This window comes from Tsukamurella soli (genome assembly GCF_039541155.1).
GTDB classification, from domain to species: Bacteria; Actinomycetota; Actinomycetes; order Mycobacteriales; family Mycobacteriaceae; genus Tsukamurella; species Tsukamurella soli.
Genome location: NZ_BAABFR010000059.1, coordinates 1 through 23,249 on the forward strand (window position 1 = coordinate 1; position 23,249 = coordinate 23,249).

The following is a 23,249-nucleotide window of genomic DNA, read 5'->3' on the forward strand; positions in this document are numbered from 1 at the left end:
GCTCATCGAGACGGCAGAAAGTGGTCAAGTCCGGGCGAGCGAAGGTAGCGTCAGGCACGTCGAGGTCCTTCGGGGAAGAGCGTGTAGGAACCTCAATCCTGCGAGGACCTCGACCCTCACCCCGGCACCGACGCGCCCACAGCCGCTACGGCATCTACACCCTCATCTGTGAAGAGCCAGTTTGGCATCGATGGTCTGTGCCAGGATGATCAGATCGGCCTTCTGGCTGATAGCCTCGTCGATCCCTGCCGCGTACTCCGTGGGCGATCCCTGATTGTTGTACTCGATCCACCGGGCTCCGTATTTCTCGGCTACCGATTTCGCCTGCGCGTCCACCGCCGCAACGTACGCGACCACGCTGCTGGTGGGAATATTGAAGATGGTCTTTCCCCGGATCTTACTCATATCGAACGGCGGTGCGTTCAGAGTGAATTGTGGGATCGCCTTCGCCTGGTCGATCTGCTGTTTCGCGTAGACGACAGCTGGAGACGATCCGCTCGGGCCCGCCTGGGTTCCGCCGGCGGTGCTGCACGCTGATACGGCCAAGGTACCGATCGTCAGGGCGCTCAACAGAAGCTTTCCGTATCGCGCGGAACTCTTGTTCTTATTCGATCGCATGGAGACTTACCTTTCGAGATGCGGGAATCGTCCGTTGTGGAAGAGGAGTGGGGACTCACGAGTGGCGTGACCGACTTCGTGGATCACGAGAGTGATCACTGTGTGGTCCCCCGACGGAAGTTCGCCCGCCACTTCGCAGTCCATCCAGGTCAGCGCCCCACTCCCGATGAAGACCGAACCGTGCTCGGCGACCACGAGGTCCACGTCGGCGAACTGTGTATCGCCCGTCGACGCGATCTGTCGACACACGCCGCTCTGCGTCTCACCGAGGATCGTGATGCCTAGCCGGGACGCGCGCCGCAAGACCGGCCAGGTGGCCGATTGGTTGCGGACGGAGAACATGACCATCGGCGGTTCGTACGAGACACCCACTGTCAGTGACGTGGCGACAAGTCCACGAGGCCGTCCATCCACCACGGCGCATATGGCTGCGACCGCTGAGGGGAAGCCGTTGAAGACGGTTCTGACCTGGGGCGAGTGGGACGAGGCCGGCGCCATCGCGGTGACACTGTCGCCGAACGGGGTGCCGATGTCGACGTGGGTCATCGCGCGCTCACAGCCGACCTGTTACGCAAGCTGTCCAGGGCGACGCTGTTCTCGTCGAGCCAGTGGTCGATGAACTCGTCGGACCTGTCGAAGTGCGGTGTCTCGAAATAGAAACTCGATGTCGGGACGGACGCCCCGAGTTCGACCAGCAGTGGTCGAAGCGTGGTGTCGGGGGCCATCGAGTGCGCAGTGTCCGCGCCGGTCATCAGCGGGATCGCAGCGATGTCACGCAGACCTCGGTGGGGGTAGCGATCCAAGAATGCCTTCAACAGGCCGGTGTACGCGGCCTTGTAGGTCGGCGAGCCGAAGATTGCGAGCTCACTCGTGGCGACGTCGTGGTTCAGCTTCGCCATCCGCTCGGACGGCCACACGAAGATCTCGCCGGTGTACTCGGCGAGGTCGATCACGCTGATCGCGTCGCCAGGTCCCGCGATCGACGTCGCGACCGCGGTCGCCAGCGCCAGGGTGCGGGAGCCCGCTTTCGGATTCCCTACTACAACACTGATGTTCACAACGTTCCTCCAGGGCGATATGCAGATGAGGTCGAGCTGGGAGACGACGGCCAGCTGGTTCGGTCTCCGGTGTCCACCAAGAGCAGACGTGAGGCACCCGACCGTGACGCCTCGAGGTGTTGTGTCCCGAGCGCTCGCGCCGGCTTACAGCGCACCCATATCGTGGGCCTCGGTTGTTACAGGCACGTGTACGCCGGTTTCCGGAACATCAACAGTGTTCACTGTCATTACACGTGGTTGAGGACGGTTCGCCCGGCGCCAGGCCGGCAGCACTCGCCCCCACCGAGCCCCACGGACACCGATCGCGATCCGGCATCCCGGGTGCGGCGGGAAGCTGCTGCGCCCGCCCAGCGCCGACATGGGCGCAGTGAGCGATACGTGGCGGGAACACCCGTAACGCCGAAGTTACCCTCCAGCAGTTGCGAAGTCGGCGGCGATGGCGTCTACTTTTGTGAAACGCAGATTCATGTCAGTAGCCAAGGAGCTCGGATGTCCCAACCCACGCAACTCGCTGCCCTCGCTGGGCAGGCCGGCACCAGGTTCATCCTCGCGCTCTTCGTAGACCTCAACGGGAAGCCCTGCGCTAAGCTTGTGCCGGTCGAAGCGGTAGACGAATTAGCCGCTGAGGGAGTGGGATTCGCCGGATACGCGGTCGGGGCGATGGGGCAGGAGCCCAAGGATCCGGACCTGGTGGCGATCCCCGATCCGGCGTCGTTCACGCCCATCCCCTTCGTCAAGGAGGGGCTCGCGCTCGTCCACTGCGACCCCCATGTGAACGGGAAACCCTGGCCCTTCGCACCGCGCAACATTCTCAAGGTTCTCATCGCTCGCGCCGGGGACGCCGGCTTCGAGCCATGGGTCGGTGCCGAGGTCGAGTACTTCCTAGTCAAGCACGCGGCCGACGGCGCGCTCGTCCCCGCGGACGATGCCGACACCGCGCCGCAACCGTGCTACGACGCGCGGAGCGTCACACGGATGTACGACCACCTGGCATCCGTCAGCACCGCGATCAACCAGCTCGGCTGGGGCAACTACGCCAACGATCACGAAGACGGTTCCGGCCAGTTCGAGCAGAACTTCAAATACGCCGAAGCACTCACTACCTGCGACAGGGTGGTCACGCTCCGATACCTGCTCAACGTCATGGCGGCCGAGCGGGACATGATCGCAACCTTCATGCCGAAGCCGTTCGCCGACAAGACCGGCTCGGGCCTGCACCTACATCTATCGCTGACCAGCGGCGGCGTCGCCGCGTTCCCCGCCCCATCCACTGAGGACGATCGCCGACTCGACCTCTCCGCAACCGCATGCTCCTTCATCGCCGGGATCCTCGAGCACGCTTGTGCGATCCAGGCCGTGATCGGACCCACGGTCAACTCGTACAAGCGCACAGGTGCCGTCGCGACGACGTCGGGCGCGTCCTGGGCTCCGCGCTTTCCGACCTACGGCGGCAACGACCGCACCCACTACATCCGAGTCCCCGACAACAATCGCATCGAGCTCCGGGGTGGCGACGGCTCCGCCAATCCCTATCTCGCCGTCGCGGTCGCCCTCGCCGCGGGGCTCGACGGCATCAAACGGTGCGCCGACCCCGGCGACGTCGGCAGCGGCCCCACCCGTGAGGGGCTCCCCGCAACGCTTCTGCACGCGATCGAACGGCTCGAGACGGACGATGTCGTCACCGGCGCTCTCGATGCCGCGATCGAACCGGACTCGGGAATTCCCAGCGTCGCCGCCTATTTCGCAGATCTGAAGCGGGCCGAATTCTGGGATTGGCACTCCGCGGTCAGCCCGTGGGAGCACACGCACTACCTGACAGCGTTCTGAGTCCTGTTCTGCCGCGACCTCGGTAATACGGTCACCATCATTAGGAGAATCATGTGCGGAATCGTCGGGTTGCACCTACGCAACCCAGCGCTCTATGCCCAGCTCGGTGAACTGCTCACTCGGATGCTGTGCGAAATGGAGGATCGGGGCGCCGACTCGGCGGGGATCGCCGTCTACGGCGACCCGACCTGGACGCCTCCCGGCAATGGCACCGTGTCGCTCATAGACGTCGGCGCAACCGCTGACGAGGTCGCTGCCGCGCTGGGCGCCGAGCTGGGGACTCCGGTGACCGTCGTACTGCGCGGTACCACCTGCCTCGTCACCGCGGGTGTCGACTCAGAGACGCTGCTCGCCGCCGCTCGCACGCTCTACCGGGACGTGCTCGTCGGCGGATTCGGAGAGGATCTAGCGGTGCTCAAGGGGGTCGGCAGCCCCAGCAGCCTCGCGAAGTCCTGGGGCCTGGCCGACGCGCAGGGTTGGCAGGGCGTCGGGCACACACGAATGGCGACCGAATCGGCTGTCACCCCCGGCGGTGCGCACCCGTACGCGGTCGGTCCCCAGCAGTGCCTGGTGCACAACGGGTCCTTCTCCAACCACGCCACAATCCGGCGGGAACTGCGTAGTGCAGGAGTCGAGTTCGACAGCGAGAACGATACCGAGGTCGGCGCGCGGTTCGTCGCCCACGAGTTGGCTGCCGGCGTCGACATCGAGTCGGCTCTGCACCACCTGACCGAGACATTCGACGGCTTCTACACCCTGCTGGTATCGAACCGTGACTCGTTCGCCGTGGTGCGCGACGCCATCGCCTGCAAGCCCGCCGTGATCGCCGAGACCGACGACTGGGTCGCGATGGCGAGCGAGTATCGCGCACTCGCGCATCTGCCGGGTATCGAGGACGCCCGGATCTTCGAGCCCGAACCCGAAGTCATCTACGCCTGGACCCGCGGGAAGGTACTCGCATGAACTCCCGCACCTTCGACCTGTCGACCACCCCGCTACGCGAGGTCAACGCGGCCCTGCATGATCGCGGAATCGACGGCGAGTACACGATCGTCGGACCGGCGGGCGCACACAACGTCGCGGTCGGCGTCGACGCCCCGGTGCAGATCACCGTCGAGGGCCACGTCGGCTACTACGCCGGCGGGATGAACCAGCAGGCGGAGATCACCATCGCCGGCAATGCCGGCACCGGTGTGGCCGAGAACATGATGAGCGGCATCGTCGTGGTCAAAGGCAATGCCTCACAATCCGCCGGCGCGACCGCCCACGGCGGTCTGCTGGTCATCGAGGGGGACGCCGCCGCGCGCTGTGGCATCTCGATGAAGGGCGTCGACATCGTGGTCGGCGGGAACGTGGGGCACGGCAGTGCCTTCATGGCGCAGGCCGGCCGACTGGTCGTCCGCGGCAATGCCGGTGACGGACTTGGGGATTCGATCTACGAGACCCGAATCTACGTGCGCGGCTCCGTCTCGTCCCTGGGCGCCGACTGCGTCATGAAGGCCATGAGTGATGAGCACGTCGAGGAGCTGCGAGGCCTGCTGAAGGCTGCAGGGTACGGCGACGACGACCCGCGCAGCTACACCCGCTACGGCAGTGCCCGCACTCTGTACCACTTCCACTCCGACAACGTGTCGGCGTACTGAGCCACCGAGGAAACCTCCATGACCACCCAGAACTGGGGCCTGCGCGAGTCCGCGACGTTCGACCGGCCTGCGATCGCTGCGATCCAGCGGGCCGCGGCCACCGGCATCTACGACATCCGGGGCTGGGGCGCGAAGCGCCCCCTACCGCATCTCGACGACCTGCTGTTCCTCGGTGCCTCCATGTCCCGCTACCCGCTGGAGGGTTATCGGGAGCGGTGCGGCACCGACGTCGTGCTCGGTGACCGCCACGCGAAGTACCCACTGCACCTGGACACCCCTGTCACGATCGCCGGGATGTCCTTCGGCGCCCTGTCCGGCCGGGCCAAGGAGGCCCTCGGACGCGGCGCCTCGGAGGTCGGCACGTCGACCACCACTGGCGACGGTGGAATGACACCGGAGGAACGCGGTCAGTCGAAGCATCTCGTCTACCAGTACCTGCCGTCCCGTTACGGCATGAACCCCGATGATCTCCGCAAGGCCGACGCTATCGAGGTCGTGCTGGGCCAGGGGGCGAAGCCCGGCGGCGGGGGGATGTTGCTGGGGCAGAAGATCACCGACCGTGTGGCCGGGATGCGGAGCCTGCCCGTGGGCATCGACCAGCGGTCGGCGTGCCGACACCCGGACTGGACCGGCCCGGACGATCTCACCATCAAGATCGCGGAACTGCGTGAGATCACCGACTGGGAGAAACCGATCTACGTCAAGGTGGGCGCATCCCGCACCTATTACGACGTCAAGCTCGCAGTGCACGCGGGCGCCGACGTCGTCGTGGTCGACGGCATGCAGGGAGGCACCGCCGCCACCCAGGAGGTCTTCATCGAGCACGTCGGAATCCCTACCCTCGCGGCCATCCCGCAGGCGACCCAGGCGCTGCAGGAGCTGGGCGTGCACCGGAAGGTGCAGCTCATCGTCTCCGGGGGCATCCGCACCGGCGCCGATGTCGCCAAGGCCCTGGCGCTCGGCGCCGACGCCGTCGCGATCGGTACAGCGGCTCTGATCGCTCTGGGAGACAACGATCCTCGATATGCCGCCGACTACGAGAAGCTCCATTCGGCCGCAGGGTATTACGACGACTTCCAGGACGGGAGAGACCCGGCCGGGATCACCACCCAGGATCCCGAGCTGGCGGCGCGTTTCGACCCCGTCGAGGGCGGCCGTCGCCTCGCCAACTACCTGCGTGTGCTCACGATGGAGGCGCAGACGATCGCTCGCGCGTGCGGAAAGGCACACCTGCGGAATCTCGAGCCCGAAGACCTGGTAGCCGTGAGCATCGAGGCAGCCGCCATGGCCCGGGTGCCGCTGGCCGGGACCTCCTGGATTCCCGGCCAGGCCGCGACGGGAGAGGTGTGATGGCGACGAACGCCGTGATCGTCGGTGGCGGGCTCATCGGCCTGTCGATCGCCCGGGCACTCACCCAGCGCGGCCTGACCGATGTACTGGTCCTCGAACGGCATCAGCTCGCCAGCGGCGGCACGGGCAAGTCCTCGGGCATCGTCCGTGCCCATTACGGTGTTCCGTCGATCGCCGCCATGGCCTGGCGTAGCCTCCCCACGTTCGAGCAGCTCGGCGCGGACGTCGGTTTCCGGCAGGTCGGTTACACCGTGCTCGTCGGGGACGAGAACGTCGACGCGCTGAGGGCGAACGTCGCCATGCACCAGGGCCTCGGCGTCGACGTGGACCTGGTCGACAACGAGCGGCTGGCGGAGTTGTGGCCGATGCTCGAGACCTCCGACATCGCGCTCGCCGCCTATGAACCGCGAGGGGGCTTCGCGGATGCCACCCAGCTCGCCCTGCACTACGGGCAGGTCGCTCGCGCCGCCGGCGCGACGATCCGGCAGAACACCCCCGTCGCGCGGATTCTCACGAGCGGCGATCGCGTGGTCGGTGTCGAACTCGATAACGGCGACACGATCGACGCCGACCTGGTCGTCGTCGCCAACGGCTGGTGGTCGGCGAAACTGCTCGCCGACATCGGTATCGGCTTCCCGATCGAGGGCTACCGGTCCGAGTTACTCGTCGTCGACGCCGGGCAGCCGCTTCCCGACCTACCGGTGATCTCCGATCTCGTCAGCCTGCAGTACTGCCGTGTCGAAGGCGCCGGGCAGTTCCTCGTCGGCAACAGCGACCACGCCGACTTCCGCAACAAGTTCGTCGACCCCGACGACTACTCGAACGTCGCCGCAGAAGACAGCGTCCTCGCATACGGAGAGAAGGTCATGCACCGCTTCCCCGGATTCCCGGAACCCGCGGTGACCCACACCTACGCAGGGGTCTACGACGTCCCGCCCGACTGGAATCCCGTCATCGCCCCCGTCGGAGGCGTGGCCGGCCTGATCCTCGCCGCAGGCTTTGCCGGGCACGGATTCAAGATCAGCCCGGCGGTGGGGGACCTGGTCGCCGACCTGGTCTTCGACGGTGACAGCACCGACCCGGATATCCCCGTGACCGACTTCCGCTTGGAGCGGTTCGCCGACGGCGAGCCGCTGACCAGCCGTCACCCCTACGTCGGCGCGAGTCAGATGCGCTGACGAGTAGATCGTCCACCACTCCCCCACACCAGTCGCCACAAAGGAATCCGATGCCCGACACCGTCACCTCCCTACTCGACGAGATCGCCGCGATCGGCATCGACAGCGCCCGCGGTGGCTACACCCGACCCGTTTATTCGACGCCCGAACTCGACCTTCGGTCCTGGTTTCTCGCTCATGCCCAGGCACGCGGCCTCGACGTCGAAACAGACCGCAACGGAATCATCTGGGCGTGGTCCGGCGGTGTCGGCGGCGGAGCAGTGGTCACGGGCAGCCACCTCGACTCGGTCCCGGGGGGCGGCGCGTATGACGGTCCCCTCGGCGTCGCCTCGGCGCTGGTGGCATTCGACCTTCTGGCACAGCGCCGCGTGGCAGGGCGGCGCGCGATCGCCGTCTTCCCCGAGGAGGAGGGATCTCGCTTCGGGATCGCGTGCCTCGGCTCTCGGCTTCTCACCGGTGCCATCGACCCCGACCGGGCCCGCACGCTCACGGACGCCGACGGAACAACATTCGCGGACGCCGGTCGAGGCGCCGGGATCGATCCCGCACATATCGGACCCGACCCCGACGCGCTCGCCCGCATCGGCACCTTCATCGAGTTGCACGTCGAGCAGGGGCGCGGCCTGGTCGACCTCGGTCGGCCCGTGGCGGTCGCGTCCTCCATCCTCGGACACGGCAGGTGGCGGATCTCCTTCACCGGCACCGGTAATCACGCCGGAACCACCCTCATGACCGACCGGGCGGACCCCATGGTCGCAGCCGCACGGCTCGTCGTCGAGGTTCAGCGGCTCGCTCGAACAGTGCGGGACGCGCGAGCCACTGTCGGGCGGATCGTCCCGATCCCCGGGGGCACCAACGTCATCGCATCCCGCGTCGACCTCTGGTTGGACGTGCGCCACCACGATGACACCGTCACCCACCTCCTCGTCCACGAGATCGGCCAGGCGGCGCGCGCCGCCGCGCTGGCCGAAGGCTGCACCGCGACCCTGACTGAAGAATCCTTCAGCAAGACAGTCGATTTCGATCCACTACTCAGAGACGAACTCAGCGCCGCCCTCGGCGACGCACCGGTACTGCCGACCGGAGCCGGCCACGATGCGGGTATCCTCAAGAACCACGTCAGCACCGCGATGCTGTTCGTGCGCAATCCGACAGGCGTGTCGCACTCCCCCGCGGAGACCGTCGAGAACGCCGACGCGGAGGCGGGAGCGATCGCCCTCGCGGCCGGCCTCCAGGCGCTCCTCGCGGCCGGGTGAGAGCGAACCGGCACGCCGTCAACTGCCAGTAGACGTCGATGCGCTACCGTCACCACGTGGAGAACGACGAACCGCTGCTGCGCAATGCCGGTACCGCCCGCAACCGCCGGCCCGACGACGCGGTCGAGGTACTCGAACTCGAAGTGGCGATCGCCGGAAACGTCCGCCAACTTCGGATCAACTCCGGGCTCTCGGTGGGAGAGATGGCGGCCCGAGTCGGCATCTCCAAAGCCATGCTCTCGAAGATCGAGAACGCCCAGACCTCATGCTCCCTGAGCACCCTCGCGCTCCTGGCGAAGGGGCTCGACGTGCCGGTGACATCGCTCTTCCGCGGCGCCGACACCGAACGACCGGCGTCGTTCGTCAAGGCGGGTAAGGGGACACCGATCGTGCGCAACGGCAGCCAGGTCGGCCACGAATACCACCTGCTGGGCGGCCTGCGAGGCGAACACAAGCGGCTGGAGTGCCTGTTGGTCACCCTCAACGAGGACAGCGAGGTCTACCCGCTGTTCCAACACCCCGGTACCGAGTTCATCTACATGCTCGACGGAGTGATGGACTACAGCCACGGCCGCTCCGTGTACCGTCTCGAACCCGGCGACTCCCTCCAGCTCGACGGCGAAGGCGCACATGGGCCGACGCGCCTGATTCGTCTTCCCATCCGATTCGTCTCCGTGATCGCCTTCCCGGACGCTTCCATCTGACCGCACCACTGGAACACACCACCGGACGCGCCCCGAAAAACGCGGCGCTACCCCGCCGGCCGCACCACGAACACCGTCGCCGCCCGGCGGCCGGACTCCTCGAGCAGCGCGATGGCACGGCCGTCCGGGTCGATCGCGGCATAGACGCCGCGTATACCGATCGGGTCGAGCCAGCGGCCCAGCGACAGGTCGACCGCCTGCTCGGCGGTCACATCGCGACGCGTGAAGCCGGCCAGCACAGCCTCATCGATGTCGTACGACAGGCGCGGGGACTCGGCGAGCTCGTCCAGCGTCACCGCGTGTGACAGGTCGTAGGGCCCCACCCGCGTCCGTCGCAACGCCGTCAGGTGCCCGCCGACGCCGAGCGCCGTCCCGAGGTCGCGGGCCAGTGCCCGCACATAGGTTCCGCTCGAACACTCCACGGCCACATCGACATCCAGGAACGCACCAGCGCGGTGGAACGCGAGCGCCGCGAACGACGACACCGTCACGGGCCGGGCCGCGAGCTTCACCTCCACGCCCTCGCGGACGAGCTGGTGCGCACGCTTGCCATCCACCTTGATGGCGCTCACCGAGCTGGGCACCTGCTCGATGTCGCCGGTCAGGGCCGCGATCCCGGCCAGCACCGCGTCCTCGTCGACCACCGCCGCGGACGCCGACGAGACGACCTCCCCCTCGGCATCGTCGGTGGTCGTGGCCGCCCCGAGCCGGACGGTGGCGGTGTATGCCTTGGTGGTGAGCGCGAGGTGTCCGAGCAGCTTGGTGGCGCGCTCGACCCCGATGATGAGCACACCCGTCGCCATCGGGTCCAGGGTGCCCGCGTGGCCGACCCGCCTCGTGCGCATCGCCCGGCGGCAACGGGCGACCACGTCGTGCGACGTCATCCCCGCCGGCTTGTCCACGATCACCAGCCCGGCGCCCTCGGGTTCTACGAATCCCATGTCATACCCCCGCCTCTCACACCAGCACCAGCGCTTCTCACACCACCGCGATCGAGGTCGCGATGACGCCGCGAGTCGCTCCCCTGTCGCTCCGCTCGCCCGGAGTCGATCCCCCGTCGCTCCGCTCGCCCGGAGTCGGTCCCCCGTCGCTCCGCTCGCCCGGAACGATCCGCCACCGCCCGTCGAAACCGAGCAGCGGCGCGCCACCGTCGCTGGCGGTGCCGTCGATCAGGATGCGCGAGCGGAACGTCCCGCTCGCCTCCCCCGCGGAGCGGGAACCCGCCCAGTCGGTCCGCTCGAACGTGATCTCGGCGTCCTCGAACCCCAGCCAGCGCCCGGTGATCGGAAACCACGCCTTGTACGTCGCCTCCTTGGCGCAGAACAGGAGTCGGTCCCACGCCAGGCCGTCCTCGGGCCGCGCGGCGAGGGCGTCCCGCTCGGCGGGAACCGAGACCGTGCCGAGCACGCCGTCCGGCAGCGGAAGGTGCGGCTCGGCGTCGATACCCACCGTGCGGATGCCCATCGCGAAACCGACCACGGCGCCGCGGAATCCCTCGCAATGCGTGAGCGCACCCACCACGCCGCGCGGCCACAGCGGCTGGCCCCGGTCCCCCTTGAGGATCGCGACGGGACCGATCCCCAACTCCGCGAGGGCCTCTCGCGCCAGGTGTCGCACCGTCGTGTACTCGCGGCGGCGCTTCTCCACCGCCCGCTCGATCTCGGCGGCCTCCCGGGGAAACAGCACGGCACCGTCGGCGTCGACGGTCGACTCGCGGGCCACCACCCCGCGCGGCATCATCGGTTGCAGGATCATCGGGCCTCCTCGCCCATCGCGCGGCGACGGGCCGCCTCCGCCTCGGCAGGGTCGACGCGGAAGTGCACGCCGTACTCGCCGAGCGACTCCTCTGTATATCCGGGGTGCGGAAGGATCTGCCGCAGAAGCGGTTCCGGGAGCCCGCGCCGCCGCCACTCGCGCGGGTAGCCGACCGAGACCTCTTCGAACCGTACGTCGTCGTACCAGGTGGTGCGCGGGATGTGCAGGTGCCCGTACACGCAGCACTCGGCGTTGTACCGCAGGTGCCAGTCGGCGGTCTCGGTGGTGCCGCACCACAGCGCGAAGTCGGGATAGAACAGCACGTCGCAGGGCTCGCGCCGCAGCGGCCAGTGGTTGATCAGCACCGTCGGGCGGGAGGTGTCGACAGCCGCGAGGCGGGTCCGGGTGTACTCCAGGCGGGCGCGGCACCAGGCGTCGCGCGTCGCGTACGGCTCGGCCGACAGGAGGAACTCGTCGGTGGCGACCACGTTGCGCTCCCGCGCTCCGGCCAGGGCGGCCAGCTTGGTCAACCCGTCCGAGCGGAAGCTGTAGTCGTACAACAGGAACATGGGGACGACGGTGACGGGCGCGCCGTCGGCGTCCCAGACCGGGTACGGGTCCTCGGGGGTGAGGACACCGCGGCCTCGGCACACCTCGACGAGGTAGTCGTACCGTGCCTGGCCGAACACCTGCATCGGGTCCTTGCCGGTGGTGTACAGCTCGTGGTTGCCAGGCACCCAGATCACCTTCGCGAACCGCCGCACCAGTACCGACAGGACCTCGTCGAGCACGTCCGAGCGCTCGCATACGTCGCCGCACACGATCAGCCAGTCGTCGGGCGACTCGCCTCGGATCTGCTCGACGATGCCCTCGTTGCCGCGGTGCCCGACGTGCAGGTCACTGATCGCAAGGAGCTTCGCCACCTCTCCACGCTACCGGCGCGGTGCCGGCGCCCCAGGACGCGGTCGGGTTCTCATGCGGGGAGTCCCGTGCAGAGGGTCTTATGCGGGGCTCTTATGCGGGGCTCATGCGGGGAACCGTTCAGTGAGCCAGCCGCCTATCTCGGCGGCGGCCAGACTCGCGCCCGTCGGGTCCCCGGGGCGGAGCGGGCCGCCGAAGTGTGTTCCCGGTGCCCTGCGGTGCTCGACGTCGGTGGCGCCGAGGGCGGCCGCCATCGCGTTCGCGTCGCGCGGGAAGCACGCGGCATCACCGGTGAGCTCGACGAACAGCGACGGCGCCCGCACGCCGGGCGCGCAGCGCAGGAAGTCGGCATTGCTCGTGTTCGCCGACCACGTCGACATCCACGCCTCGGGCGTGACAAGACGGCCGAAGCCGACCAGTCCGTAGTCGGTCAGGTCGGGCCGGCGGCCGAACAGCGAGCCGTAGGGGCGGTCGTTGGGATCCAGTGACAGGTCGGTGTACCTGAGGTCTGCATCGGTGCGGTAGACGGTGAGCACGCGCGGAGCCAGCGCGGCGCGGCGGTCTGCCGGATCCCCCGAGACCTTGAAGCTTGCCCGGGCCCGGTCCGCCTGCTCCACGCGCGCACGGGCCTCGGCATCGATACGGCGGATCCGCTCGCGCTGCGCCGCGCGGTACCGATCGACGAACTCGGGCGAGTAGGAGGACGACTCGGGCGGCCGGGCGAATCCGTTCGCCGGAGAGAACGGGTCGAGCTCGTCCACCACGGACAGGGGGTCGGCCTCGTCCGCGACGGACGGGTCGATCAGTCGCTGGAGGAGCGCGCCCTGGCCGGGATGCGGGGCGAGGAACACCGCGCCGTCCGGGACCGGCATATCCGCGTTCGCGAGATCCACCGGCCGGCCCGAGGGTGCGGCGGTCAGCCGTTGCTCGGCGGGCAGGCCCGCCTGCTGGTGATAGAACGCGAAGAGGGTGCCACCGCCGGAATGGCCGAGCGTGACCCGGGCGCCGAAGCCGCGCTCACGCAGGAACACCTGCCCGGCCGCGGCGTCGAGCAGGGCCTGCTCGTGGATCAGGTTGAGGTCGTTGTTGGTCGACCGTGTGCCCTGGGTCCACACCGCGAAGCCGCGGGACACCAACTCGGGAACGAGCACGTGGTGAGTGAGGTCCTGGCGCGGGTGCATGAGGCTGACGACGGTGTCGGCGCCCGGCAGGGCGCGCAGGACGCCTGAGACCTTCGCGCCGTCGGCGGTGGTGAGCTCGTGGACCGACGTCTCCGTCCCAGGAGGAATCTGCGCCGCGTCGATGTACCGTCCGGCACCGATGCGGGCCTCCGCAGCCTGCGAGGTCATCGCGCCTCCAGTCGCATCGCGTCCTTGTCCCACTGGGCGATCTTCGCGTCCAACAGGCCGGCGACGCTGCTGTACCAGACCGCGTGACGGCAGCCGGTCGCGCGGCGGTCGATCACGATGGCGCCGGGTGCGCTGACCTTGAAGTAGGGACCCACACGGTCGACCGTCACGGTCTCCGCCTCGGCGGCGACGGCGACGACCGGCCGGTTCTCGGGCACGTCCAACACGAATACCGTGGTCATTCGGCCGACACCGCCTGCGCGTTCTCGCTCCGGGTGCGCTGCCACTCCTCGGCGCGCTCGATGATGAGTTCCGCCTTGCGGACCAGCAGAGCGTCCATGGAAGGAGCGGGTCCCGCGACCACGTCGACCAGCGCGTCGATCGTCAGGTCGGCGTCCAAGTCCTCCTGCGGCGTCACCGGCCGCATGGCACGGGTGATCTCGATCATGTAGCCGTTCGGGTCGTGGGTGTAGATCGACTCGATGGTCTCGTGCTGGATCTGCATCTCGACCGGCCATTCGCTGGCGTCCAACCGGCGGCGGTACTCCATCAGGTGGTCCTCGCTGTCGACATGGATGGCCAAGTGCCGCGAGCGGATGAACCAGATCGGTACGTCCTCGGCGAACCGCGAGTAGGAGTCGCCCTGCGGACCTCCGTCGAACGGCGCGAGCCCGAAGTAGTAGAAGAACGCCAGGCGATCGTCGTTGCCGATGTCGAAGAAGAAGTGGATGAAGTCGGGGTGTCGGTCGGGTCCCCAACCGGCGGCACAGATGGAGTGCACCACCGGGAAACCGAGGGTGTCCCGGTAGAAGCGGACGGTGCCCGCGGGATCGAAGGTCGGGTAGGCGACGTGGTCGACACCGCGGACCAGGTGCTCCGATTCAGACATGACTGTTCTCCTCATCTCGTCTCGAGTGGTGTGGTCGGTTCCGGCGAGCCGTTCATTCGGGAAGACGCCTGTCAGGCCGGGGTGACGTCGACGTCCGCGCGGAGCAGGCCGCCCGCACCGTCGATCGTCAGGCCCAATCCGAGACCGCGCAGGATGCTGTACGCCCCGGCGGTGGCGGCCGACAGGACCGGGATCCCGAACTCCTGCTCGGCCGGCTCCACCAGATCGAGCGACGGCATCTGGACGCAGCAGCTGATGACGAGAGCGTCGACGCCCGTCAGATCGAGCGACCGGGCCGCCCGCATCACCTTGTCGCCGGGGATACATCCGACCTCGGCGTTGTCGGCGACCTCGAGCGCACGCCAGGCCGCGACGTCGAAGCCCTCGGCTTCCAGGTATGCGACGACCTGCTCTGCAAGCGGCTTCACGTAGGGGGTCACCAGGGCGATCCGCTTGGCGTCGAGGGCGTGCAGCGCCTCGACGAGGGCACCGGCGCTGGACCGGATCCGCGCCGGCGAGCCTCCGGTGGCCAGCTGCTCGGCGACGGCCGACTCGACTCGCTGGTGTTCACCGGGGCCACCCACCATGACGGCCACCAGGCATGCGTAGAGGATCACCTCCGGCGAGGCGTCGGCGATCTCCACGATGCACCGCTCACGCTGCGCATTCATGGCCGCGAGCTGCTCGGGCGAGACCGTGTGCATCCGCATCCGGGTGGAGTGGAACGAGAACCGCGAGATGGGGTGGCGCCCGAGGATGGCCGGCATCTCGGTCTCGACGGTCACGTTCGAACTGGGGACGACGAGCCCGATCCGGTGGGTGGTCAACGGCGGTCCTTTCAGCACTGACAATAAATCTGCGTTAACGACAATTATTCGTCGCAGGCGTCAGAAAGTCAACCTATGACATCGCTTGACTTTGTCTGCATCTGCGTCGAATAATCGACGCATCAGACGATGTTGTGATTCGGGTCACCGCGTCACCGCCCGAAGGAGAGCAGGAGCAGATGGCATACGTAATCGGTGTGGACGTCGGTGGCACGTTCACAGACGCCGTCCTGGACGACGGCGCGGGCATGGTGCTCGCCGGCAAGGCCGCGTCGACACCGCCCGACTACTCCGTCGGCGTGATGGACGTCCTGGACGTGCTCGCCGAGGAGCTCGGTCGACCGCTCGACGAGATCCTCGCGAACACCCACCACATCGCACACGGCACCACCTCCTCGCTGAACGCGCTGGTGATGAACCGAGTGCCCGACATCGGGTTCCTGACGACCAAGGGGCACCGGGACTCGATCTACATCATGAACGTCGAGGGGCGGTACCTCGGCAGGGCACCGGAGGAACTGCAGAACCCGATCGGCCAGAGCAAGTCCCACGGGCTCGTCCGCAAGCGCCACGCGCTGGAGGTCACCGAGCGCATCGACCGCGACGGCCGCGTCGTCGTGCCGCTCGACGAGGACGAGGTCCGGTCGGCGGTCCGTAGCCTGATCGACGACGGGATCTCCGCCTTCGCCGTCTCGCTGCTGTGGTCCTTCCGCAATCCCACCCATGAGCAGCGCATCCGCGAGATCGCGCACGAGATCGATCCCGACCTGTTCGTCGCGATCTCCAGCGAGGTCTCACCCCGCATCCGCGAGTTCGCCCGCAACTCGACGACGATCATGAGCACCCAGATCGGCCCCGGGCTGCGGGACTACCTCGGCGAGCTGGAGACCAGGTTGCGCGAGCAGGGGTTGGCCGGTCCGCTGCTGGTGATGCAGAGCAACGGCGGCGCGGTGGCCGCTGCCGAGGCCCCTGGCAACGCGATCTCCACCGTTGGCTCGGTACTGACCGGCGGCGTGGTGGGGGCGCTCTCACTCGGCGAGCAGCTCGGACACAAGAACATCATCGCGACGGACGCCGGCGGAACCACCTTCCTGGCGGGCCTCATCGTCGACGGCGAGCCGGTGCGCTCGTCGACGACCATCATCAACCATCACCCGATCAATGTTCCCACCCTCGAAGTGCACGCCATCGGCTCCGGCGGCGGCGCGATCGCCTGGATCGACGCGGGCGGGAATCTCCAGATCGGCCCGCACAGCGCCCAGGCCGTGCCCGGGCCGGCGTGCTATGGAAACGGCGGCACCGAACCGACCAACACCGACGCCAACCTCGTGCTCGGCATCATCCCGGAGCGCGGCCTGCTCGGCGGCCGCCGAGCGCTGGACCTCGACCTGGCGCGGGAGGCGATCCGCGTCCGGATAGCCGAGCCGCTCGGGCTCACCGTCGAGGAGGCGGCCGCAGCGATCTACGAGGTGCAGAACGCGCAGACCGGTGACCTGCTTCGCAAGACCGTGGTCGAGGCGGGGCACGACCCACGCGACTTCATCGTCTACGCGTTCGGCGGATCCGGCCCGGCCCACTGCGGCCTGTACGCGCAGGAGATCGGTGCGACCGACGTCGTCGTGCCGCTCGGCCGGGTCGCCTCGGCCTTCTCCGCATATGGCCTGGCATCCTCCGACATCGTGCTCGCCAAGGAGATGTCGGACCCGGCGGCGATGCCACTCGACCCGGCCCGCGTCCAACGGAACTTCGAGGATCTCGAAGCCCAGGTACGCGAGTTGCTGGGCCGACAGGGCCTGCAGTTCGCCTCGGTCGAGATCGAGCGCGAGATCGACATGCGCTACACGATGCAGCTCGCGGAGGTCGCGACGCCGATCCCGAACGGCCGACTCGGCGCGGAGGAACTCGTGCAGGCCGCGGACGTGTTCGAGGCCAAGTACGCCGAGCTGTACGGCAAGGACAGCGGATTCCGCGAGGCGGGCATCCAGGCGATCACCTACCGGGTCCGCGGAACCGGGGTACTGCCCTTCTCGCCCACCCTGCCCGAGTTGGAGCGGGCGGAGTCGGCCGACGCTTCGGCCGCCCTGACCGGCGTCCGCAAGGTGTGTCTCGGCGCGTCCCGCGGGTATGTCGACACCGCCATCTACGACTACACCAAGCTGCGGGCCGGGCACGTCCTGCGTGGCCCGGCGGTCATCGAGGTACCGACCACGACGGTCGTGGTGCCACACGACACGACCGGCACCGTCGACCGGCTCGGCAACCTGCACATCACGGTCGACCAGGCCTGATCAGAGGAGAACGACACCATGACCGCACCGATCCCGGGCTCGGAGATCTTCTCCAGCCGCCCGCTCGACCCTGAGGCCCTCCGCCGCGCCGTCGGCGCGACGGTGCCGCTGCACACCGTGACCCAGGAGCAGATCGACGCCGTCGATCCACTCACCTACGAGGTGATCCGGCACCGGCTCTGGTCCGTCACCGACGAGATGGGCGAGGCGCTCAAGCGGATGTCGGGCTCACCGATCGTCACGGACGCCAACGACTTCGACTTCGCCGTCAGCGACGAGGTGGGACAGGAGGTCCAGGTGGGCCTCTACAACACCATGCTCGTAGGCGCCGTCGACCTCGCCATCTACTGGACCCTGCAGCACCGCTCCGAGAACCCCGGCATCGCCGAGGGCGACATGTTCCTGTGCAACGACCCGTGGGTCGGCGGCGGCCTGCATCAGAGCGACGTCATCGTCTACCAGCCGATCTTCCACGAGGGCAAGCTGTTCGCCTGGACCAGCGCCATCTGCCACGAGCCCGACCTCGGCGGCTCCGGCCTCGGCTCGTTCGACCCGGGCGCCAAGGACGTCTTCTCGGAGTCCCTGCCCACCCCGCCGATCAAGGTGGTCCGCGACAACGTGCTGCAGCGCGACGTCGCCGACGTGTGGACGCGGCGATCGCGCGTACCCATGCTGGTGGGGCTCGACCTGCGGGCCAAGATCGGTGCCAACACGGTGGGCCGGAACCGCCTGATCGCAGTGATCGAGCAGTACGGCGCCGACACGGTGAAGGCCGTGATGAAGCGGATGATGAACGACGCCGAGAGCCGGCTGCGCACCAAGCTGACCTCGCTCCCGAACGGCACGTGGAAAGCCACCGGCTACCAGGACCAGTCGTCGACGGGTGATCGCGGCCTGCACAAGATCGCCGTCGCGATGACCAAGACCGACGACCACCTGACCTTCGATTTCACCGGCACGGACCCACAGACCGGCGTCATCAACTGCACCTACGCGGGCATGCGCGGCGGCGTCATGCTGGCGCTGCTCCCCATCCTCGCCGGAGACATCCCCTGGTCCGCCGGCGGCCTGATGCGCTGCTTCGAGCTGATCTCCGAGGAGGGGACGATCAACAACGCCACCTTCCCGGCCGCCGTCAGCCGCGGTCCGATCGGTCCCGCCTGGCTCACCGGAAATCTGATCGCCGAGTGCCTGGCGCAGATGCTCGATCGGAACATCGACCTCGGCAAGAACGTCCAGGCGTCCTGCTGCGGCACGTGGGACACGGCCGTGGTGGCCGGGCTCGACGAGCGCGGCGAGCAGCCGGTGCCGTTCCTCAACATCATGATGGAGCCCATGGCCGGCGGCTACGGCGCACGACCGGTCGCCGACGGCATGGACACCGGCGGCCTGTTCTGCATCCCCATGGGACGCATCCCCGACACGGAGATGACCGAGTTCCTCTACCCCCTGCTGACGCTGTGGCGCCGCGAGGAGCCCGACTCCGGCGGCCCGGGCCGGATGCGGGGCGGGGTCAGCGCGTCGCTGGCCGTGACCCCGTACGGCAGCAGCCTCCCGATGGGCCTGGTGTTCGCCTCCGCCGGCAAGGCCGTGGCGCAGAACGGCGGACTGGCGGGCGGCCTGCCCGGCAACACCGGCCTCGAGATCCTGGCCCGCGACTCGGGCGTGCAGGAACTGCTGGCAGCCGGCAGGCTGCCCGGCCGCCTGGCCGACCTGGGCGGCTCCCAGGAGACCGGCGCGTGCTACGCCGAGAGCTACCTGGCGCCCGGCGAGGTGCTCTACATGCACTGGCAGGGTGGCGGCGGCTACGGCGACCCGCTGCGCCGTGACCCCGCCGCCGTCGCCGCGGACGTCGTCAACGGCAAGGTCACCGTCGACGGCGCGCGGGTGAACTACGGAGTCGTGGTCAGTGGTGGAGAGCTGGACGCGGGTGCGACCGACGAGCGCCGGACCGAGATGATCGACGAGCGTCGCGACCGTTCGCAGACGCCGGAGTCCGAGGGCGCCGAGGTCGACCTCAGTCGCGCACGCCGCATCGACGACAACCTGGCGGAGGTCACGATCGACGACGCCCGCGTCGTCGCCTGCGCCCACTGTGGGCGCGTCCTCGGCGACACGAAGTCCGGCCGGCTGTCGCTCGCCCGGTACGAGGGCCCCTCCGCGGCCGCCGGACCGCAGGTCACCTCCGCGCCCGGCGAATACATCGACACCGAGGTGGTCTTCCGGCAGCAGTGCTGCCCCGGGTGCTGGACCGCGGTCTACTCGGGCATCGTTCCGGCGGATCACCCGGACCACGTCGGTGAGCTGACGGCGCTGCTGATCGCCGCGCCGGCCGACTGACGCGATGGAGACGCATGCGACCGCATCCGATTGGAACGGCCGGCTCGTACCGTACCCGGCCGAGCGGGCGAAGAGATACCGCGCGACCGGCGAGTGGAGCGATCTCCCGACCGGCGCGCGACTCCACGAGGCCGCGCTCTTGCACGGTGACCGGACCGCGCTGATCACCGACGACACCACCCTCACGTACCGCGAACTCGACGAGCGCACCGACCGGATCGCGGCCGCGCTGGGCGCCCTCGGGCTGCGTCGCCTCGATCCGGTGATCTTCCAGGTGACGAACCGCGCCACGACGGTGCTCGCCTGGTACGGCTGCCTCAAGGCGGGGCTGGTCCCGGTGGCCACCCTGGCGCAGCATCGGATGCACGAGATCGGGGACATCAGCCGGAAGGTCGGTGCGGCAGCGCATCTCGTCGAGGCCGGCCTGGGGTTCGACCTGCTGGAGTTCGCCCGAGAGGTCGCGCAGGGGCACCCCACCCTCCGCACGATCCTCACCGTCGAGGCCCCCGCCGGCACCCGAGGCGTGCACCGGATCGAGGACCTCGGCGCAGGCATCCGGGCCACGGAAGCCCGCGCGTTCGTCGAATCGGTCGAGGCGCTCACCGATCCACAGGACGTCGCGGTGTTCCAGCTGTCCGGAGGCACGACCGGCGTTCCGAAGGTGATTCCGCGTATCCACGCCGAGTATTGGAACAACGGTCTGCTGTACGCACGCGCGCTCGGTTGGGACCGCGACACCCGGGTGGCGCACCTGATCCCGGTGATCCACAACGCCGGCATCTCGTGCGCCCTACACGCCGCGCACTCGGTGGGAGCGACCCTCGTCCTGTCGAACCCCGAGCACGTCGCGGCCTTCGCGCTCATGGCGCGGAGCGCGGTCACGGACGTCCTCATCGGGCACGGCCACTACCAGGCGATCAAGACGGCGGACTTCGATCCTGTCCTGCGGACGCTGCGCCGCACCGTGCTGTCCGGGGCGAAGGTTCCGGCCGACCTGTTCCGCCGGGTCGACGACGGCGACCGGCACTGGGCCGGCCAGATGTTCGGCATGTCCGAGGGCATGTTCATGGTGAGCCCGGCAGACTCCCCCGAGATCATGCGGGCGACGACCGTGGGAACGCCGATCGCCCCGTCGGACGAGGTCCGGATCCTGGACCCGGTCGGTGCGGACGACGTACTCACCGGCGCCGTCGGCGAACTGTGCTGTCGCGGGCCGTACACGATCCCCGGTTACTTCGACGCCCCCGAGCACAACGCCACCGCGTTCACCTCCGACGGCTTCTACCGCACCGGCGATCTCGCCGCGATCCGCACTGCGGGCGGCCGCGGCCACATCTCGATCGAGGGCCGGATCAAGGACCTGATCAACCGGGGCGGCGAGAAGGTCAACGCCGAGGAGGTCGAGCTACTGCTGATGCGACATCCCGGAATCGCCGCGGCCGCCGTGGTCGCCATGCCGGACGAGCGGCTGGGCGAACGGGCGTGTGCATACCTGGTCTCGACCTCCGACGTCGAGCTCACGATGCTGCAGATCCAGCAGCATATGGACGCGCTCGGCGTGGCGAAGTTCAAATGGCCGGAACGGCTCGTCTGGGTGCCGGCGCTGCCGCAGACCAATGTCGGCAAGGTCAACAAGAAGAGTCTGCGCGCAGACGTCCAGGCACGTCTGGACGCCGAATCGATGCTCGAAGGAGCCGAATCATGAACCTCAACACGATCGCGGTCCTGGGCGGCGGTCCCGGCGGCCTGTACGCCGCACGGCTCCTCAAGCGCAGCCATCCCGACGCCGAGGTGACCGTCTACGAACAGGGGCTGCCGGACACGACATTCGGCTTCGGCGTCGGACTGGCATCCCGCACGCAACGCAACCTGCGCCAGGCCGACGAGCAGTCGCTCGACGCGATCGTGAGCGCGTCGCACCCCCACGAGATGGCGATGCGGGTCGGCGACGACGAGGTGCGGCTGGCGCACGGGGAGCTGCTCGCCATCGGCCGGGCCACGCTGCTGTCGGTACTGCAGCGGTACGCGGAGGAGGCCGGAGTGATACTGCGATACGGCGCGCGCCGGTCGGCCGGCGAGCTGGCCGCCGATCTGATCGTCGCGGCCGACGGGATCTCCAGCGCGACCCGGGGCGAGTTCGCCGACGAGTTCGGCCCGTCGATCGCCGAGGGCGACGGGTTGTACCTATGGTGCGGAACCGAATTCGCGCTGCCCAGCGCGGTGTTCACACCCGTCACCACCGAGCACGGCACCTTCGTGGCCCATGCCTATCCGTATGCCCGGGATCGCAGCACGTTTCTGATCGAGACCGATGAGCAGACGTGGAAGCTCGCCGGCTTCGACGTCTCCACCGCCGAGACACCGAACGGTGAGTCGGATCAGACCTCGCTGGACTATCTGCAGGACGCGTTTGCGAAGACCCTGCAGGGGAATCGGTTGATCGGCAACCGTACCAAGTGGCTGCGGTTCCGCACCGTGCGCTGCCGCTCCTGGCACCACCGCAACATCGTGCTGCTCGGGGACTCGGCGCACACGGCGCACTACTCGATCGGCTCGGGCACGAAACTGGCCATGGAGGACGCGATCGCGTTGGATCGCGCGCTGCTCGCCGCCGACGGCCTGGAGGCAGCGCTCGACGCGTACGAACTCGAGCGCCGCCCGGCGGTCGAACACCTCCAGGCGATCGCGGAGCGCTCCATGGCGTGGTGGGACTCGTTCGCGGACAGGATGACGATTCCCGTGGCGCAGCTGATGCTCGCGTACATGACACGGGCCGGAAAGGTCACCGTCGAGCGATTCGCGGAGTCCGCGCCCCACGTGGTGCCGGCCGGCCTCGCGGCCTTCGCCGCCGTCGCCCCGGCGGATGTACCGGCCCCGGGGGCGATCACCGACTGGATCCTGACCCGTCCGCTCGTCCACAGCACGCATCGGTTCACGGGCCGGGACGCACCGTCCGGACTGCGCGACACGACGCGGACGGCACGCGTCACAGTGACCGTCCGACCGTGGAGCGACGAGGCGGCCGCCATCGTCGCCGGCCTGCCGCCCGCCGGGGTGTACTGGCTCGAAGGTCCCGACGATCGGGAGTCGACCCTGGACCGGCTGGAGTTGGGCGAGCGGATCCGGCTGGCCACGGACGCACTGGTGGTCGCGGACGTGCCCGCGGCGTTGCGAGCAGACGCCGCGGCGGCGCTCGCGAGCGCCCGTGTCGATCTCGTCGCGTTCACCCGGTGAGATCGAGCCCGA

The 23,249-nt window shown here is 68.6% G+C and carries 21 protein-coding genes; 11 read left to right on the forward strand and 10 right to left on the reverse strand.

Annotated elements, in window-relative coordinates; translation table 11 throughout:
• Positions 1-162: 162 nt before the first annotated feature.
• Genes ABD908_RS17075 through ABD908_RS17085 form a run of 3 tightly spaced genes read right to left on the reverse strand, consistent with a single transcriptional unit; the run spans position 163 to position 1,676 of the window.
• The gene (locus tag ABD908_RS17075; protein WP_344998097.1) at positions 163-618 is read right to left on the reverse strand and encodes a hypothetical protein; all 456 of its coding nucleotides are present in this window, start codon (positions 616-618) and stop codon (positions 163-165) included.
• Between the two features lie 6 nt (positions 619-624).
• The gene (locus ABD908_RS17080) at positions 625-1,164 is read right to left on the reverse strand and encodes a flavin reductase family protein (RefSeq protein ID WP_344998099.1); all 540 of its coding nucleotides are present in this window, start codon (positions 1,162-1,164) and stop codon (positions 625-627) included.
• Complete coding sequence (locus ABD908_RS17085; RefSeq protein WP_344998101.1) at positions 1,161-1,676, reverse strand: NADPH-dependent FMN reductase; 516 nt, start codon at positions 1,674-1,676, stop codon at positions 1,161-1,163. The genes ABD908_RS17080 and ABD908_RS17085 overlap by 4 nt, the downstream gene beginning before the upstream one ends.
• A 489-nt stretch (positions 1,677-2,165) precedes the next feature.
• On the opposite strand from ABD908_RS17085, the gene glnT reads away from it, so the two are divergent.
• From glnT to ABD908_RS17120, 7 genes are read left to right on the forward strand one after another with little or no spacing between them, the layout of a single operon-like run.
• Complete coding sequence (gene glnT / locus ABD908_RS17090; RefSeq protein ID WP_344998103.1) at positions 2,166-3,503, forward strand: type III glutamate--ammonia ligase; 1,338 nt, start codon at positions 2,166-2,168, stop codon at positions 3,501-3,503.
• A gap of 51 nt (positions 3,504-3,554) precedes the next feature.
• On the forward strand, positions 3,555-4,466 hold the full coding sequence (locus ABD908_RS17095; protein WP_344998105.1) for a class II glutamine amidotransferase domain-containing protein: 912 nt from the start codon (positions 3,555-3,557) through the stop codon (positions 4,464-4,466).
• Complete coding sequence (locus ABD908_RS17100; RefSeq protein WP_344998107.1) at positions 4,463-5,146, forward strand: GltB/FmdC/FwdC-like GXGXG domain-containing protein; 684 nt, start codon at positions 4,463-4,465, stop codon at positions 5,144-5,146. The genes ABD908_RS17095 and ABD908_RS17100 overlap by 4 nt, the downstream gene beginning before the upstream one ends.
• An 18-nt stretch (positions 5,147-5,164) precedes the next feature.
• Positions 5,165-6,496, forward strand: a complete 1,332-nt coding sequence (locus ABD908_RS17105) for an FMN-binding glutamate synthase family protein (protein ID WP_344998109.1) — start codon at positions 5,165-5,167, stop codon at positions 6,494-6,496.
• Positions 6,496-7,674: an NAD(P)/FAD-dependent oxidoreductase gene (locus tag ABD908_RS17110; RefSeq protein ID WP_344998111.1), complete on the forward strand. Its 1,179-nt coding sequence runs from the start codon at positions 6,496-6,498 to the stop codon at positions 7,672-7,674. The genes ABD908_RS17105 and ABD908_RS17110 overlap by 1 nt, the downstream gene beginning before the upstream one ends.
• 50 nt (positions 7,675-7,724) lie before the next feature.
• On the forward strand, positions 7,725-8,930 hold the full coding sequence (locus ABD908_RS17115) for an allantoate amidohydrolase (protein WP_344998113.1): 1,206 nt from the start codon (positions 7,725-7,727) through the stop codon (positions 8,928-8,930).
• Between the two features lie 38 nt (positions 8,931-8,968).
• A complete protein-coding gene (locus ABD908_RS17120) occupies positions 8,969-9,634 on the forward strand; it encodes a helix-turn-helix domain-containing protein (protein WP_344998115.1) in 666 nt (221 codons plus the stop codon).
• 47 nt (positions 9,635-9,681) lie between these two features.
• Here the strand turns inward: ABD908_RS17120 and truB are convergent, their stop codons facing one another.
• The 7 genes from truB to ABD908_RS17155 form a co-directional block, all read right to left on the reverse strand.
• Positions 9,682-10,575, reverse strand: a complete 894-nt coding sequence (gene truB, locus ABD908_RS17125; protein ID WP_344998117.1) for a tRNA pseudouridine(55) synthase TruB — start codon at positions 10,573-10,575, stop codon at positions 9,682-9,684.
• A gap of 37 nt (positions 10,576-10,612) precedes the next feature.
• Positions 10,613-11,386: a 4'-phosphopantetheinyl transferase family protein gene (locus ABD908_RS17130; RefSeq protein ID WP_344998151.1), complete on the reverse strand. Its 774-nt coding sequence runs from the start codon at positions 11,384-11,386 to the stop codon at positions 10,613-10,615.
• Positions 11,386-12,312 (reverse strand): metallophosphoesterase family protein, encoded by a 927-nt coding sequence (locus tag ABD908_RS17135; protein WP_344998119.1) that lies wholly within the window; start codon positions 12,310-12,312, stop codon positions 11,386-11,388. Before ABD908_RS17135 ends, ABD908_RS17130 begins: the two co-directional genes overlap by 1 nt.
• Before the next feature lie 102 nt (positions 12,313-12,414).
• Positions 12,415-13,659 carry an alpha/beta hydrolase gene (locus tag ABD908_RS17140; RefSeq protein WP_344998121.1) on the reverse strand — a complete coding sequence of 415 codons (1,245 nt, stop codon included), beginning with the start codon at positions 13,657-13,659 and terminating at the stop codon, positions 12,415-12,417.
• Positions 13,656-13,901, reverse strand: a complete 246-nt coding sequence (locus tag ABD908_RS17145; protein ID WP_344998123.1) for a hypothetical protein — start codon at positions 13,899-13,901, stop codon at positions 13,656-13,658. Before ABD908_RS17145 ends, ABD908_RS17140 begins: the two co-directional genes overlap by 4 nt.
• Complete coding sequence (locus ABD908_RS17150; protein WP_344998125.1) at positions 13,898-14,548, reverse strand: VOC family protein; 651 nt, start codon at positions 14,546-14,548, stop codon at positions 13,898-13,900. Before ABD908_RS17150 ends, ABD908_RS17145 begins: the two co-directional genes overlap by 4 nt.
• A gap of 71 nt (positions 14,549-14,619) precedes the next feature.
• On the reverse strand, positions 14,620-15,375 hold the full coding sequence (locus tag ABD908_RS17155) for a maleate cis-trans isomerase family protein (protein WP_344998127.1): 756 nt from the start codon (positions 15,373-15,375) through the stop codon (positions 14,620-14,622).
• Between the two features lie 179 nt (positions 15,376-15,554).
• Here ABD908_RS17155 and ABD908_RS17160 point away from each other — a divergent pair, with 179 nt between their 5' ends.
• Genes ABD908_RS17160 through ABD908_RS17175 form a run of 4 tightly spaced genes read left to right on the forward strand, consistent with a single transcriptional unit; the run spans position 15,555 to position 23,237 of the window.
• On the forward strand, positions 15,555-17,663 hold the full coding sequence (locus tag ABD908_RS17160; RefSeq protein ID WP_344998129.1) for a hydantoinase/oxoprolinase family protein: 2,109 nt from the start codon (positions 15,555-15,557) through the stop codon (positions 17,661-17,663).
• Between the two features lie 18 nt (positions 17,664-17,681).
• The gene (locus ABD908_RS17165) at positions 17,682-20,003 is read left to right on the forward strand and encodes a hydantoinase B/oxoprolinase family protein (RefSeq protein WP_344998131.1); all 2,322 of its coding nucleotides are present in this window, start codon (positions 17,682-17,684) and stop codon (positions 20,001-20,003) included.
• Positions 20,004-20,007: 4 nt separating this feature from the next.
• On the forward strand, positions 20,008-21,708 hold the full coding sequence (locus ABD908_RS17170) for a (2,3-dihydroxybenzoyl)adenylate synthase (protein ID WP_344998133.1): 1,701 nt from the start codon (positions 20,008-20,010) through the stop codon (positions 21,706-21,708).
• A complete protein-coding gene (locus tag ABD908_RS17175; RefSeq protein WP_344998135.1) occupies positions 21,705-23,237 on the forward strand; it encodes an FAD-dependent monooxygenase in 1,533 nt (510 codons plus the stop codon). The genes ABD908_RS17170 and ABD908_RS17175 overlap by 4 nt, the downstream gene beginning before the upstream one ends.
• Positions 23,238-23,249 lie beyond the last annotated feature (12 nt).